This is a genomic window from Bradyrhizobium sp. 23AC (assembly GCF_054863025.1).
The window spans coordinates 53,991-68,197 of record NZ_JAVAYN010000026.1 but is presented as its reverse complement, the minus strand read 5'-3'; the positions used below and the strand labels follow the sequence as shown (position 1 = coordinate 68,197).

Genomic DNA, 14,207 nt, shown 5'->3' with positions numbered 1-14,207 from the left:
GCCCCCGGCCCCGCCCCTCTGTATACGCGCGGTCGGGTCCGCGGCATCGCCTCGCGCGGGTCACCATACTTATCCTTATGAGGGAATGCACGCGTCGTCATGAGCCGCCTCGTGATGAAATTCGGCGGCACATCCGTCGCCAACATCGAACGTATCCGCAACGTCGCACGCCACGTGAAGCGTGAGGTCGACGCCGGCCACGAAGTGGCCGTGGTCGTCTCGGCGATGTCCGGAAAAACCAACGAGCTGGTGGCCTGGTGCACCGAGGCCTCGCCGATGCACGACGCGCGCGAATACGACGCCGTCGTCGCCTCCGGCGAACAGGTCACATCCGGCCTGCTTGCCATTGCGCTTCAGGGCATGGGCATCCAGGCCCGCTCCTGGCAGGGCTGGCAGATCCCGATCAAGACCAGCGACGCCCACGCCTCGGCCCGGATCGAGGACATCGACGGCAGCGAGATCATCAAGCGCTTTAGGGAGCGCAAGGAAGTCGCGGTCATCGCCGGCTTCCAGGGCATCGACCCGAAGACCAACCGCATCACCACGCTCGGCCGCGGCGGCTCCGACACCTCGGCCGTGGCGATCGCCGCCGCCGTCAAGGCCGACCGCTGCGACATCTACACCGACGTCGACGGCGTCTACACAACCGATCCGCGAATCGTGCCGAAGGCCAAGAGACTCGACAAGATCGCATTCGAAGACATGCTGGAACTGGCCTCCCAGGGCGCAAAAGTGCTCCAGGTCCGCTCGGTGGAACTCGGCATGGTCCACAACATGCCGATCTTCGTCCGCTCGAGCTTCGACAAGCCCGAGGATATCGACCCGCATGCCAACCAGCCGCCCGGCACGCTGATCTGCAGCGAGGAGGAGATCATGGAAAGCCACGTCGTCACTGGTATCGCCTTCTCCAAGGACGAGGCCCAGATCTCGGTGCGCCAGATCGAGGACAAGCCGGGCGTTGCGGCCTCGATCTTCGGCCCGCTGGCGGATGCCAACATCAACGTCGACATGATCGTGCAGAACGTCTCCGAGGACGGCAAGACGACCGACCTCACCTTCACGGTGCCGGCGGCCGACTATACCCGCGCCAAGGACACGATTACCGCCGCCAAGGGCAAGATCGGCTATGCGCGGCTCGATACCGCCACCGACGTCGCCAAGATCTCGGTGATCGGCAGCGGCATGCGCAGCCATGCCGGCGTCGCCGCCCAGGCATTCTCGGCCCTCGCCGGGCGGAATATCAACATCCGGGCCATTACAACCTCCGAGATCAAATTCTCGGTTTTGATCGACACCGCCTATACCGAGCTTGCGGTGCGCACCCTGCACACGCTCTACGGTCTCGATCAGGCCTGAAACGCGACGTCGTCGCGCTTCAGGTTGTTGTTTGAGCATGGTCTTTCCGGAAAACCGCTTCGCTTTCCGGACCATGCCTGGACTAATTTTCTCTTAGCGGTCGCAGCAAACGCGAAGGTGTACACACCTTCGCGTTTGGCAGGCGTTTTGCTTGGCAAAACAAGCCTCAATTCGCTATACGGCGAACAGGGTGGGCTGCCGCAGACTGTGTCCCAGTTCAGGGCGGCGCTGATTCGGTGCAAGCGCTAAATCTCCAGTGGATTTTGGGCTTGTGCCGGCGCCGGACAAACAATTTGGTTGTTTTTCTGGAATTTTAGGCCAGCCGCCGGCCGATACCGCCGGGCCGGGCAGACGGAGGAGATTGACGGGACATGCGGAGCGCGTCGGGAGGTCCCCGCGTCTTGTTGAGACGGCTCCGCGAAACCATGGCGGAGCAGGTCTCGGCCCAGGAGCGGCTGGACAAGATCGTGGTGCTGATCGCCGCCAACATGGTGGCCGAGGTGTGCTCGGTCTATGTGCTGCGCATCGACAACACGCTGGAGCTCTACGCCACCGAAGGCCTCAACCGCGAGGCCGTGCATCACACCGTGCTGAGCGCCCATGAAGGCCTGGTCGGCCTCGTCGCCAGCGAGGCGACGCCGCTCAACCTGAGCGATGCGCAGACCCACCCGGCCTTCTCGTTCCGCCCGGAGACCGGCGAAGAAATCTACCACTCCTTCCTCGGCGTGCCGATCCTGCGGGCCGGCAACACGCTCGGCGTGCTGGTGGTGCAGAACCGCGCCAAGCGCAACTATGTCGAGGAGGAACTCGAGGCGCTGCAGACCACCGCCATGGTGCTGGCGGAGCTGATCGCCTCCGGCGAGCTGTCCGCCCTGGCCCAGCCGGGGCTGGAGCCGGCCGCGCGCCATTCCGCGCAGAAGGTCGGCGCGATCCTGTCGGAGGGCATCGCGCTCGGCCATGTCGTGCTGCACGAGCCGCGCGTCGTCATCAAGGACTACATCGCCGAGGACCTGCCCAAGGAAATCAAGCGGCTCGACACCGCGCTCGCCAAGCTCCGCGCCGATCTCGACCGCATGCTGGAGCGCGGCGACGTCGCCGAAGGCGGCGAGCATCGCGAGGTGCTGGAAGCCTACCGCATGTTCGCCAACGACCAGGGCTGGTCGCACAAGCTGCACGAGGCGGTCGCCACCGGCCTCACCGCGGAAGCCGCCGTCGAGCGCGTGCAGTCCGACACCCGCGCGCGCATGCTGCGCTCGACCGACCCCTATCTGCGCGACCGGCTGCACGATCTCGAGGATCTCGGCTACCGCCTGATGCGGCAGCTGGTCGGCCAGGACCACGCGCCCTCGCGCGAGCAGCTGCCCGACAACGCCATCGTCATCGCCCGCGCGATGGGCCCGGCGGCGCTGCTCGACTACGACCGCAAGCGCCTGCGCGGCATCGTGCTGGAGGAAGGCACCGCCAACTCCCACGTCTCGATCGTGGCGCGCGCGCTCGGCATCCCCGCGGTCGGTGAGGTGCCGAACGCGCCCGGCATTGCCGATCCCGGCGATGCCATCATCGTCGACGGCACCTCCGGTTCGATCTATGTGCGCCCCTCGCAGGAAGTCGAGGCGGCCTTCGCCGAGCGCGTGCGCTTCCGCGCCCGCCGCCAGGCGCAATATCTGGCGCTGCGCGACCTGCCCTGCGTCACCAGGGACGGCCAGAAGGTCGAGCTGATGATCAACGCAGGCCTTGCCATCGACCTGCCGCATATCGAGGACACCGGCAGCGCCGGCATCGGCCTGTTCCGCACCGAACTGCAATTCATGGTGGGCCAGAGCCTGCCGCGCACCAGCGACCAGCTGGCGCTCTATCGCACCGTGCTGGATGCGGCCGGCACCAAGCCCGTCACCTTCCGCACCCTCGACATCGGCGGCGACAAGGCGCTGCCCTATATGGAAGCCGTGATCGAGGAAAATCCCGCGCTCGGCTGGCGCGCGATCCGGCTCGGGCTGGATCGTCCCGGCCTGCTGCGCGGCCAGATCCGCGCGCTGCTGCGCGCCGGTGGCGGCCGCGCGCTGCGTATCATGTTCCCGATGATCTCGGAGGTCGCCGAATTCGATTCGGCGAAGGCGCTGGTCGAACGCGAGCTGACTTATCTGCGCCAGCACGGCCATACGCTGCCGGAGCGTATCGACATCGGCACCATGGTCGAGGTCCCCGCTTTGCTCTATCAGCTCGACGAGCTCTTGAAGAAGGTCGACTTCATCTCGGTCGGCTCCAACGATCTGTTCCAGTTCCTGTTCGCGGTTGATCGCGGCAATGCCAAGGTCTCCGAGCGCTTCGACACCATGTCGGCGCCGATCCTGCGCGCGCTGCGCGAGATCGCGCGCAAGTCACAGGCGGCGCAGAAGTCACTCTCCCTTTGCGGCGAGATGGCGTCCAAGCCGCTTGGCGCACTGGCGCTGATTGCGCTGGGCTACCGCTCGCTGTCGCTGTCGGCAACCGCGCTCGGCCCCGTCAAGGCCATGGTCATCGACCTCGATGCCAAGAAGGCCGAAGCCATGCTCGGTCCGCTCCTGGACGCGCCGGCGGGCAGCGTCTCGATCCGGCAGAAACTGACGGAATTTGCCGAGGCCGAAGGCTTGGCATTGTAGCGGGCCTGTCGCCGCTCCCTGCCGCCTCGCCTCCTTCCACCATTTGAGACTGAACCGATGTCGTCACTCCCCGAAGCCAAACTGGACGTGCTCCTTGCACATCATGCCTCTCTCGAGGCCGAATCGTTGGGACAGCTCGCCTCCGAGCGCTATGTGCAGATCACGCGCGAGCTCGCCGAGATCACCCCGCTGATCGAGGCGGTGAAGACCTATCGCGCCGCGGTCAAGGAGCTTGCCGACACCGAAGCGCTGATCGCTGATCCCGCGACCGATGCCGAGATGCGCGGCATGGCGGAAGCCGAACGCGACGAGCTCACGCCGAAAATCGAGGAGCTGGTCCAGAAGATTCGCGTCGCGCTGCTGCCCAAGGACGCTATGGACGACCGCAACGTGGTTCTGGAAATCCGCGCCGGCACCGGCGGCGACGAGGCCTCGCTGTTTGCCGGCGACCTGTTCCGGATGTACGAGCGCTTCGCTGCCTTGCAGGGCTGGAAGGTCGAGGTGATCTCGGCCAGCGAAGGCACCGTCGGCGGCTACAAGGAAATCATCGCGGAGGTGCAGGGCCGCGGCGCGTTCTCGAAGCTGAAGTTCGAATCCGGCGTGCATCGTGTGCAGCGCGTGCCGGACACCGAGACGCAGGGGCGCATCCACACTTCGGCCGCGACGGTGGCCGTGCTGCCAGAGGTCGAGGACGTCGACGTCGACATCAAGAACGACGATTTGCGCATCGAGACCATGCGCGCGCAAGGAGCCGGCGGCCAGCACGTCAACAAGACCGAATCGGCGATCCGCATCACCCACATCCCGACTGGCATCGTGGTGATGATGCAGGACAGCCGCTCGCAGCACAAGAATCGCGCCTCCGCCATGAACATCCTGCGCTCGCGCATCTACGACGCCGAACGCCAGCGCGTCGACGCCGCGCGGTCGGCCGAGCGTAAGGAGAAGGTCGGCTCAGGCGACCGCTCCGAGCGCATCCGCACCTACAATTTTCCGCAAGGGCGCGTCACCGACCATCGCATCAATTTGACGCTCTACAAGCTGCCGCAGGTGATCGCGGGCGAAGCGCTCGGCGAGTTGACCGACGCGCTGACCACCGAGCACCAGGCCGCGCAGCTCGCCGCGCAAGGCGCGGCGGCCTGATCTCTGCCTCAGCGCACCTTTGCCAGGAACGATCGCAGAATCTTGCCCAATGCGGGTGCAGCGGCGCTCAGCTCATCCACGTGAATGCGCGAAAGCGAGCGCAGCTTCTGCTCGCCCTTGGCCGTCAGCTTGACCAGGACGCGCCTTGCATCCTCGGGATCGGCTTCCCGGCCGATCAGCTTCAACTTCGCCATGCGGTCCACCAGTTCCACCGCCGTATGGTGCCGGATCAGGAGAAAGCCGGCGATGTCGCCGACGCTGGCACCGCCAGGGCCGGCCAGCCCCTTGATCGCCAGCAGGGCCTGGTGCTGCTGCGGCGTCAATCCGGCGTTCTGGGCCGCGGCCTCGCTGAAGGCGAGAAAGGTGCGCAGCTGGTAGCGGAATTGCGCCAACGCGGCGTAGTCGGCCTCGCGCATCGCGCCGCCCCTCGAGGGCGCAGCGCGCGCCGTGCGTCCGGTCTTCCGCTTCGCGTCAGCCATTCCGTGCCTTTCGACCTCCGCCCGCCGGCGGAGTGGGCGCTGCCGAGACTAGCAAGGAAGGCCGGGCGGAACCACCGACGGGCGTCGCACATGCACAAATATAGGAGGGGCTTGCAGCGCTTCTATTCGAAGTTGGAGAGCAGGATCTTCACCAGGATGACCTGAAACGCGATCGGAATACGAACGCTCTTCCGCCTGATCGAGCGCTGGAGCGCACTGGCGATCTCGGCGCTGGTCAAGGCGCCTTCGGATGCATTCGTGATCAGCTCACCCCACATCTGCGACAGCGAGCCGCCGGGCGGGATCACCGGCTTGATCGTCACGCCGCAGCCCTGCGCCCAGTCGACGATCTCCCGCATCGTGTGAGGACCGCAATTGCGCGTCGTCGCTAGCCGCTCGGCCGTCAGCGCGAGCAGCAGCTCGCGCGAGGGCGACCAGGTCCCCTTCGGCGGCTGCTCGCCGGTGAGCTCGACCGCGAGCTCCTTCAGGACATTCTGAGCCCGCACGCTCAGTCTCTGCATCGGCACCGGCGTGCGCTTGGCCTGAACGGAGCCGACGGCCGGCCCCCGCTGCCCGGCGGACCGGCTGCGCGGCTCCGGCATGCGCGAGGCATCGCCGGACTGCGGCGATGTGCGCTGGTCGCTTCCCTCCCCGGCAGGCCACGCCGTCTCCTGCCGCTCCGCTTCTTGCGGCCAGGACCGTCGCTTCCGGGTACCCGCTACTGTCGTCTGCCGCGGCATCTCTCTCGCCGAACCCGCCAATCTCGTACTCACAAAGACTAATATATATCGTGATCCGATATGTTTTCACGCGATAATTTTCGTCGTTCGACCAAAGGCGAAATTGACAGAAGGAGTTCACGAGCAATGTTTACGTCCAGGAGCTACACGCGGATGTGACGCGCCCGGTGCAGGCAGGCCCTTCGAGGCCGGTTGCCGCCGGACAGGTCGTCTTTTGCCTGCAAACAAGAACGATATCCGGAGGAAACGATCATGACCGACCATCTCATTCGCCGTGGCCTCTCGCGCCGCGGCCTGCTCCAGACCACGGCAGGCCTCGTCGGCGGCTCGGTGCTGCCCGCGATGCCGGCCTTCGCCGAGGACAAGCCGGCCGTCGGCTCCTATCCCGCGGGCGTTTCGGGTTCCACCGCCTTCATCGGCATCTCGGTGCCGCGCACCGGCACCTATGCCGTGCAGGGCGAGGACGAGCTCAAGGGCTATCAGCTCGCGATCGAGCACATCAACAGCGGTCACGACCTGATCAAGAAGATCTCGCCGAAGACCAGCAAGGGCGTGCTCGGCAAGGAGCTGAAATTCGGCGTCGCGGATTCCGCCGCCAAGCCGAACGAGGCGGTGCAGGCGCAGCAGCGCTTCATCAGCGAGAACAAGGCGATCATGATCACCGGCGGCACCTCGAGCGCCGTTGCGGTCGCGCTGAACAAGCTCGCCCAGCGCGAGAAGGTGATCTTCGTCTGCGGCATCTCCGGCTCGAACGACACCACCGGCAAGGACTGCGTCCGCTACGGCTTCCGCCAGAACTTCTTCGGCCAGACCGCCGCGGCGGCGATCGGCCCCGTCATGGTCAAGGAGTTCGGCAAGGGCAAGAAGGCTGCGTATCTCACGCCTGATTACACCTACGGTCACACCGTCACCAAGTCGATGCAGGACTTCCTCGCGACCGCCGGCTGGACCACCGTCACCAACCAGGTCGCACCGCTCGGTGCGCCCGACTATTCCTCGTATCTGCTGAACGTCGCGAATTCCGGTGCCGACGTGCTGATCAACGTCAACTGGGGCCACGACGCGGTGCTCTCGACCCAGCAGGCCAAGCAGTTCGGCGTGCTCGACAAGATGAAGCTGGTCGTCCCCTACCAGGTGCCCTTCATCGCGCGCGAGACCGGCGGGCTGATGCAGGGCGTCTACGCCGCCACCGACTATTGGTGGACGCTCGAGGACAAGTTTCCGCTCGCCAAGATGTTCAACGAGGCCTTCGAGAAGAAGTACGGTTACAAGCCGGAATGGGGCGCGGAGAACGCCTATGTCAGCTTCGCGCACTGGGCCCGCATGTGCGAGCAGGCCGGCAGCTTCAACCCGCCCGACGTGATCAAGGCCTATGAGAAGGGCGAGACGCTGCCGTCCCTGGTCGGCGACGTGCATTACCGCCCCGAGGACCATCAGTGCGTCCGCCCGGTGATCATCGTCAAGGGCAAGCAGCAGAAGGACATGAAGACCAAGGAGGACTGGTACGATGTGGTCGAGATCGTCCCCGGCGAAGGCCTGATGCAGAAGCCGGACGCCTTCGGCTGCCATCCCGGCGACTACAGCTGAGCTCGCGCTAACCCCCTGTGACGCCGTAGGTCGCTTCCGGCTCCTGCGGCGTCACCCTTTTTTGCGCACCGCCGGAACGCGCCACAACCGTGACCATTGCATGATTAGTTGGCCCAACCTCGTCTCGCAGCTCTTCAACGGGCTCGCGCTCGGCGCGCTGCTCGCGCTGATCAGCTCCGGCCTGACCATTATCTACGGCACGCTCGGCGTGCTCAACCTCGCGCATGGCGCGATGTTCATGATCGGCGGCTATGCCGGGTTCGTCGCCTATCAGTACACGGAATCGTTCATCCTAGCCGTGATCGCGGGCTCCCTGTTCGTGATGCTGCTGGGCGTTGCGATGGAACGCGTCATCATTCGCCATTTCTATCATCGGCCGCACGAGGATCAGTTGCTGGTGACGTTCGGGCTCGGCATCTGCTTCGTCGAGGTCATCCGGCTGATCTTCTCCAGCCAGTCGCAGCTGGTCCCGCCACCGGCGATATTCCAGGGCATCACCAATCTCGGCTTCATGTTCTATCCGACCTACCGCCTCGCGGTGGTCGGCATCGTCGCGATCGCACTCGGCGCGCTGTTCATCATCCTCTACCGGACCCGGCTCGGCATGATCGTGCGGGCCGGCATCGAGGATTCTGTGATGGTGGATTCGCTCGGCATCAATGTCTACAGGGTCTTCATGGTGGTGTTCGGCATCGGCGCGATGGCCGCCGGCTTTGCCGGCATCGTCAACGCGCCGGTGGTGTCGCTGACGCCGGGCATCGGTGACGACATCCTGGTCCAGACCTTCGTGGTGGTGGTGATCGGCGGCGTCGGCTCGTTTCCAGGCGCGATCCTGGGCGGCCTGATCGCCGGCGAGATCATCAGCGTCACCTCCATGTTCAACCCCGGCTACGCCTATGTGATGCTGTTTGCGGCGATGACGCTCGTGCTCGTGGTGCGACCGCATGGCCTGCTCGGCGTCCAGGGCCGCGAGTAAGTGATCTCCTGATGCTCAAGCAACGCCCCTTCCTGATCGAGACACTGACGGCCATCGGCCTGATCGTGGCTCCCTTCGTGCTGCCCCATCTCGGCTTCGCGCCCAACACCGTGAACCGGATCCTGGTCTGGGGCCTGTTCGGCCTCGGCTTCGACATCCTGTTCGGCTTCACCGGCCTGTTGTCGTTCGGCCAGTCCGCCTTCTACGGCACCGGCGGCTTCGTCGCCGCCTACCTCCTGACCCGCGCCGGCTTCGGCAACGTGCTGGGCGCGCTGATCATCGGCATGATCGCGGCCGCCGCGACCGGCTATCTGATCGGCCTGATCGCGCTCCGCCGCACCGGCATCTATTTCGCCATGATCACGGTCGCGATCGCGGAAGTGTTCTTCTTTGTCGAGTTCAATCCACTGTCGGATTTCACCGGCGGCGAGAACGGCCTGCCGGGCGTGCCGACGCCGAGCTTCGATCTCGGCTTCACCACCGTCCACTTCACCAACGGCTGGTCGCTCTACCAGTTCATCGCGCTGTGCTATTTCATCGGCGTCATCATCGCACTCAGGATCGTGCGCTCGCCGGTCGGCGCCATTTTCAGCGCGATCCGGGACAATCCGCTGCGCGCCACCGCGGTCGGCCACAACATCCACGGCTACAAGCTGACGGCCTTCGTGATCGCAGCCGCTTACGCCGGTTTCGCCGGCGGCCTGCTCGGCGTGCTCCAGGCCTTCATGCCGCCGGACGCCTTCACCTTCGACACGTCCGGCCAGCTCGTGATGCAGACCGCCATTGGCGGCCGAGGCACGCTATTTGGGCCGCTGGTCGGCGCGACCGTCTGGCTGTTCCTCCAGGATTTCCTCCAATCCGCGCTTGGCTTAGGTGCCGCCTGGAAGCTGGTGCTTGGCGTCGTGTTCGTGCTGCTGGTCTGCTTCCTGCGCGGCGGCATCATCGGCGGTCTTGCGGATCTTTATCGCCTTCTCTCCGGCAGGCGTAAGCGGAACGATACGGAGGCCGAGCCGGACACTGAGACGACACTGCACCTAGCGCCCGCGCCGATGCAGGCCAAGGAGGTCGCGCACCCCGCCTATTCCGGGGCCATCCTGAAAGCCACCGGTCTCACCAAGCGTTATGGCGGCCTCGTCGCCAACAGCGACATCGATTTCAGCGTCAATCAAGGCGAGCTGCGCGGCATCATCGGCCCCAACGGCGCCGGCAAATCGACCTTCTTCAAGATGCTGACCTGCGAGATCGCGCCGACCTCCGGCCAGATCGTATTCGAGGGGCGCGACATCACGGGATTGAAGGTCACCGAGGTTTGCCAGCTCGGGCTCACCAAGAGCTACCAGGTCAACCAGCTCTTCACCGGGCTGACGGTGCGGCAGAACCTGACGATCGCCGCGCTCGCCGAGCTGCGCGGCAAGTTTCGCCTCGATCTCTTCCGCAAGCTCTCCAGCGTCAAAGGCCTGACGGAGCAGGTGGAGCATACGCTCGCTTTGGTCAATCTGACCCGCCGCGCCGACACGCCGGTCGCCGAACTCGCTTATGGCGAGAAGCGCCGGCTCGAGATCGGGCTCGCGCTAGCGACCTCGCCGCGCCTGCTGCTGCTCGACGAGCCGCTCGCGGGCATGAGCCCGCGCGAGCGGGTCGAGACCGTCAAGTTGCTCAAATCGATCGCGCGCGGCCGCACCATGATCATCATCGACCACGACATGGATTCGCTGTTCGAGCTGGTCGAGCGCGTGACGGTGCTTCAGGAGGGCAAGGTGCTGCTCGACGGCACGCCGGAGGAAATCCGGACCAACGCCGCGGTGCAGGAGGCCTATCTCGGCGGCGTGCACGGGGAGATCGCCGCATGAGCCTGATCGAGGTCAACGGCCTGAACAGCTATTACGGGGATTCCCACATCCTGTTCGACGTCGCCATGCACGTCGAACGTCACGAGGTGGTGGCGCTGCTCGGCCGCAACGGCGCCGGCAAGAGCACGACGCTGAAGAGCCTGATGGGCGTCGTGACGCCGCGCAGCGGCAGCGTGAAGTTCGACGGCATCGACATCGCCGGACGCAGGAGCCACAGAATCGCGCAGGCGGGCATGCAGCTCGTGCACGAGGAGCGCCGTATCTTCGGCAGCCTGTCGGTGGAGGAAAACATCGTCCTTGCCGGGTTCACCGCGCCGAAGCGCTGGCCGCTCGACCGCATCTACGAGATGTTTCCGCGGCTGAAGGAGCGGCGCAACAACCGCGGCACCGAGCTCTCCGGCGGCGAGCAGCAGATGCTCGCGATCGCGCGGGCGCTGGTGCGCGATCCCAAGATCGTGCTGCTGGACGAGCCGTTCGAGGGGCTCGCGCCCGTCATTGTCCACGATCTCGTCAAGGCCTGCCGCGAGCTGGCGGCGGCCGGCCAGACCATCGTGCTGGTCGAGCAGAATTTGGCGGCGACGCTGGCGCTGGCGAACCGGATCTACATCATCAACAACGGTCATATCGTGCACGAGGGTCCGGCGCAGGAGCTCAAGGCCCAGCCGGAGCTGCTGCAGCGCTATCTCGGCGTCTAGCCGCCCGCCGATCTCGGCTGTCAGGTTCAGCCGCCAAGCGCCGCGATCATCCGTTTGGCGTGATCGGCGAGCACAGCCATATCTTCCTTGCGGGTCTGCGCCGGCAAGAGATCGATGCCGGCCCTGACAGGCATGACGTGCATGTGAAGGTGCAGGACCACCTGCCCGCTGGCCGGCTCGCTGAACTGCTGGAGGATGATACCCTCCGCGTCAAACGCCTTCATTGCCGCAATCGCGATTCGCTTGGCCGTCCGGGCGACCGCGGCCAGATCGTCCTCCGCAATATCCAGGATGCCGCGCGCCGGCGCCCGCGGAATCACCAGCGTGTGCCCGGGCGCGCGCGGCATGATGTCGAGGAAGGCCAGACTGCGGTCGTCCCTGAAAACCTCGAAGCAGGGAATCTCGCCGCGCAGGATCTTTGCAAAGACGTTCTGATCGTCATAGGCCGCCATGGACCCCTCCGTCACTGCGAGGCGCGATCAAACGTGCTCCTTTCCGTTGACGCAAGCGAGCCGGCCGATCTATCCACGATGGCAGGCAGGATGGCTCCATTGGCGACAAATATCGATCCCGGACATAACGTCGAGAGTGCGCGGCGCGCGCTTGCGGCACGGCTGCAAGCGGCCGGCATCGAGGAGGCGGCCCTCGATGCGCGCCTGCTCGTCGGCGCCGCGCTGGAGCTCGATCTGACCGGCATGGTGACGCAGGCATCGCGACAACTCACGCCTGAGGAGACCACGCAGCTCGAACAATACGCGCAGCGCCGGCTCGCGCATGAGCCGGTCGCCCGCATTCTGGGCGTGCGAGACTTCTGGGGCATGCCATTGCGGTTGTCCGAGGCGACGCTGGTACCGCGGCCGGACACCGAGACCGTCGTCGAATTGGCGCTCGAGATCTTCCGTGGGCTGGCGATTTCGGGGCGGCGCCCGCGAATCGCCGATATCGGTGTCGGATCGGGCGCCATCCTGCTCGCATTGCTGTGGGAGATTCCCGACGCGTTTGGCGTCGGTACCGATGTCAGCCTGACGGCGCTCGATACGGCGCGCGACAATGCGGCCGCCCTCGGCCTCGCCGGCCGCGCCGGCTTCGTCGCCTGCTCCTATCTTACGGCGCTGCGCGGCCCGTTTGACCTCATCGTTTCGAACCCGCCCTACATTCCCTCCGCCGAAATTCCGAGACTGAGCATCGAGGTGCGCGACCACGATCCGCATCTGGCGCTCGACGGCGGCAATGACGGATATGACGCCTATCGCGCTCTGATCCCGCAGGCCGCCGAGCGTCTCGCCCCCGGCGGAGCGCTGATCGTCGAGGCCGGACAGGGGCAGGCCAGAAATATTGAAACCTTGATGATAGCTGGCGCGTTAACGGTGGACAGGCCACCCAAGGCCGACCTGGCGGGCATTCCGCGGGCCGTTTCGGCCCGAAAAATGCCCCCATAAAAGCCGGATTGGCTTGCAAAAAGCTCTTGGAATATCCCTTGGGAACGACTACGTTCCGATCAACACATCGGTGCCGGCCCCGTAGACCTACGGGCGAAAGCCGGGCTCTCGGGCGAGAGCTTTACTGATAAAGGTTCCAAGCCGCAGGTCCTGTGAAGCGCGATAGCCAGTGGAGCTGCGCTGCTCTCCGACCGCAAAGTGAACGAAAGCCTGATATTGCGCTTGAAGACTTACGCAACACAGCTGGGCTTGTTTCGGCAGGCAAAATGAATGGGTTCGCTGGCGATCAGTGCTGGCGGGTGGGGAACGCGTCCTTGTTGAACGCGACGGTCGACGAACATCGGCAGGGTTCGATCCGCTCTTGCGCGCGGTGCGCGCGAGCGATGTGAACCGCTGTCACCAGGTCACTCCTAGCAATCAAGTAATGCGTGCAACGTTTAGGGCTGGAATTAAAGGCAGGACATGAGAAACGGTCAGAACAAGCAGCGGATGCGCAACCGCAACAATAACAATAACAACAACAACCGGCGCAGCCAGAACCCGATGACCCGGGTCTACGAGTCCAACGGACCCGACATCAAGATCCGCGGCACCGCCTCGCACATCGCTGAAAAGTATCTCCAGCTCGCACGCGACGCGCGCTCTTCCGGCGACCCCGTTGCAGCCGAGAACTACTACCAGCACGCCGAGCATTATTTCCGCCTGATCGCCGCGGCCCAGGAACAGTTCCGCCAGAACCAGCAGCCGCGCGGTGACGAGCCGATCAGCAGCAACAGCGACGACGGCGAGGACGACGGCGAGAATTTCTCGAATTTCGGCCAAGAGCCGGGTTTCGTCCCGCAGCCGCAACAGCAGCAGCCCTTCGCGCGCGACCGCGACGGCCAGCGCGATCATCACCAGCGTGATCATCAGCAGCGCGACAACCAGCCCTATCAGCGCGATCAGCAGCAACCGCGCGAGCACCGCGAGCGCGACCATCGCTCGCAGCCGCAATATCAGCCCCAGCCGCAACCGCAGAATCAGCCGCAGCCCGTCGTCACCGACACCGGCAGCGTCGATCGCCTGCCCTCCTTCATCACCGGCGCACAACCGCAGGCGAATGGCGGCGCGAACGGCGGCCAGGCCGGTTTCGAGGGCGGAGCCGGCGGTGGCGAACGCTTCCCGCGCCGGCGGCGCCGGCCGCATGGCCCGCGCCCCGAGCGCGAAGCAGCTCCGGCCGCATCCGGCGATGATCTCGCGCCCAGCGAGTAAGTGAGCTTCTTCTGATCAACTGATCTGGAATCGTCCCGGCCTTGCCGGGACG

General features: G+C 65.3%; 12 protein-coding genes. 9 read left to right on the top strand and 3 right to left on the bottom strand.

The window, feature by feature from the left end:
* Nucleotides 1–99: 99 nt before the first annotated feature.
* From RAD10_RS37090 to prfA, 3 genes are all read left to right on the top strand, one after another.
* The gene (locus RAD10_RS37090) at nucleotides 100–1,356 is read left to right on the top strand and encodes an aspartate kinase (protein ID WP_461621329.1); all 1,257 of its coding nucleotides are present in this window, start codon (nucleotides 100–102) and stop codon (nucleotides 1,354–1,356) included.
* 371 nt (nucleotides 1,357–1,727) lie between these two features.
* Nucleotides 1,728–3,995, top strand: a complete 2,268-nt coding sequence (gene ptsP, locus RAD10_RS37085) for a phosphoenolpyruvate--protein phosphotransferase (RefSeq protein WP_091966069.1) — start codon at nucleotides 1,728–1,730, stop codon at nucleotides 3,993–3,995.
* 57 nt (nucleotides 3,996–4,052) lie between these two features.
* Nucleotides 4,053–5,138 carry a peptide chain release factor 1 gene (gene prfA / locus RAD10_RS37080; RefSeq protein ID WP_461621328.1) on the top strand — a complete coding sequence of 362 codons (1,086 nt, stop codon included), beginning with the start codon at nucleotides 4,053–4,055 and terminating at the stop codon, nucleotides 5,136–5,138.
* Nucleotides 5,139–5,146: 8 nt separating this feature from the next.
* Here prfA and RAD10_RS37075 read toward each other — a convergent pair whose 3' ends face one another.
* Nucleotides 5,147–5,617, bottom strand: coding sequence for a MarR family winged helix-turn-helix transcriptional regulator (locus tag RAD10_RS37075; RefSeq protein ID WP_461621327.1), 471 nt, complete (start codon nucleotides 5,615–5,617; stop codon nucleotides 5,147–5,149).
* Between the two features lie 122 nt (nucleotides 5,618–5,739).
* Nucleotides 5,740–6,219 carry a hypothetical protein gene (locus RAD10_RS37070; protein WP_104465139.1) on the bottom strand — a complete coding sequence of 160 codons (480 nt, stop codon included), beginning with the start codon at nucleotides 6,217–6,219 and terminating at the stop codon, nucleotides 5,740–5,742.
* A 390-nt stretch (nucleotides 6,220–6,609) separates the two neighbouring features.
* Here RAD10_RS37070 and RAD10_RS37065 point away from each other — a divergent pair, with 390 nt between their 5' ends.
* The 4 genes from RAD10_RS37065 (at nucleotide 6,610) to RAD10_RS37050 (ending at nucleotide 11,465) form a co-directional block, all read left to right on the top strand.
* Nucleotides 6,610–7,944 carry a substrate-binding protein gene (locus RAD10_RS37065; RefSeq protein ID WP_461621326.1) on the top strand — a complete coding sequence of 445 codons (1,335 nt, stop codon included), beginning with the start codon at nucleotides 6,610–6,612 and terminating at the stop codon, nucleotides 7,942–7,944.
* Nucleotides 7,945–8,044: 100 nt separating this feature from the next.
* Nucleotides 8,045–8,920, top strand: coding sequence for a branched-chain amino acid ABC transporter permease (locus RAD10_RS37060; protein WP_461621325.1), 876 nt, complete (start codon nucleotides 8,045–8,047; stop codon nucleotides 8,918–8,920).
* An 11-nt stretch (nucleotides 8,921–8,931) separates the two neighbouring features.
* Entirely contained in the window at nucleotides 8,932–10,770 is a 1,839-nt protein-coding gene (locus RAD10_RS37055) for a branched-chain amino acid ABC transporter ATP-binding protein/permease (RefSeq protein ID WP_461621324.1), read from the top strand.
* Complete coding sequence (locus RAD10_RS37050; RefSeq protein ID WP_461621323.1) at nucleotides 10,767–11,465, top strand: ABC transporter ATP-binding protein; 699 nt, start codon at nucleotides 10,767–10,769, stop codon at nucleotides 11,463–11,465. The genes RAD10_RS37055 and RAD10_RS37050 overlap by 4 nt, the downstream gene beginning before the upstream one ends.
* 26 nt (nucleotides 11,466–11,491) lie before the next feature.
* Here the strand turns inward: RAD10_RS37050 and RAD10_RS37045 are convergent, their stop codons facing one another.
* The gene (locus RAD10_RS37045; RefSeq protein WP_461621322.1) at nucleotides 11,492–11,917 is read right to left on the bottom strand and encodes an HIT family protein; all 426 of its coding nucleotides are present in this window, start codon (nucleotides 11,915–11,917) and stop codon (nucleotides 11,492–11,494) included.
* 90 nt (nucleotides 11,918–12,007) lie between these two features.
* Here RAD10_RS37045 and prmC point away from each other — a divergent pair, with 90 nt between their 5' ends.
* On the top strand, nucleotides 12,008–12,904 hold the full coding sequence (gene prmC / locus RAD10_RS37040) for a peptide chain release factor N(5)-glutamine methyltransferase (protein WP_091966061.1): 897 nt from the start codon (nucleotides 12,008–12,010) through the stop codon (nucleotides 12,902–12,904).
* Nucleotides 12,905–13,366: 462 nt separating this feature from the next.
* A complete protein-coding gene (locus tag RAD10_RS37035) occupies nucleotides 13,367–14,155 on the top strand; it encodes a DUF4167 domain-containing protein (RefSeq protein WP_461621321.1) in 789 nt (262 codons plus the stop codon).
* The last annotated feature ends 52 nt before the right edge of the window (nucleotides 14,156–14,207 follow it).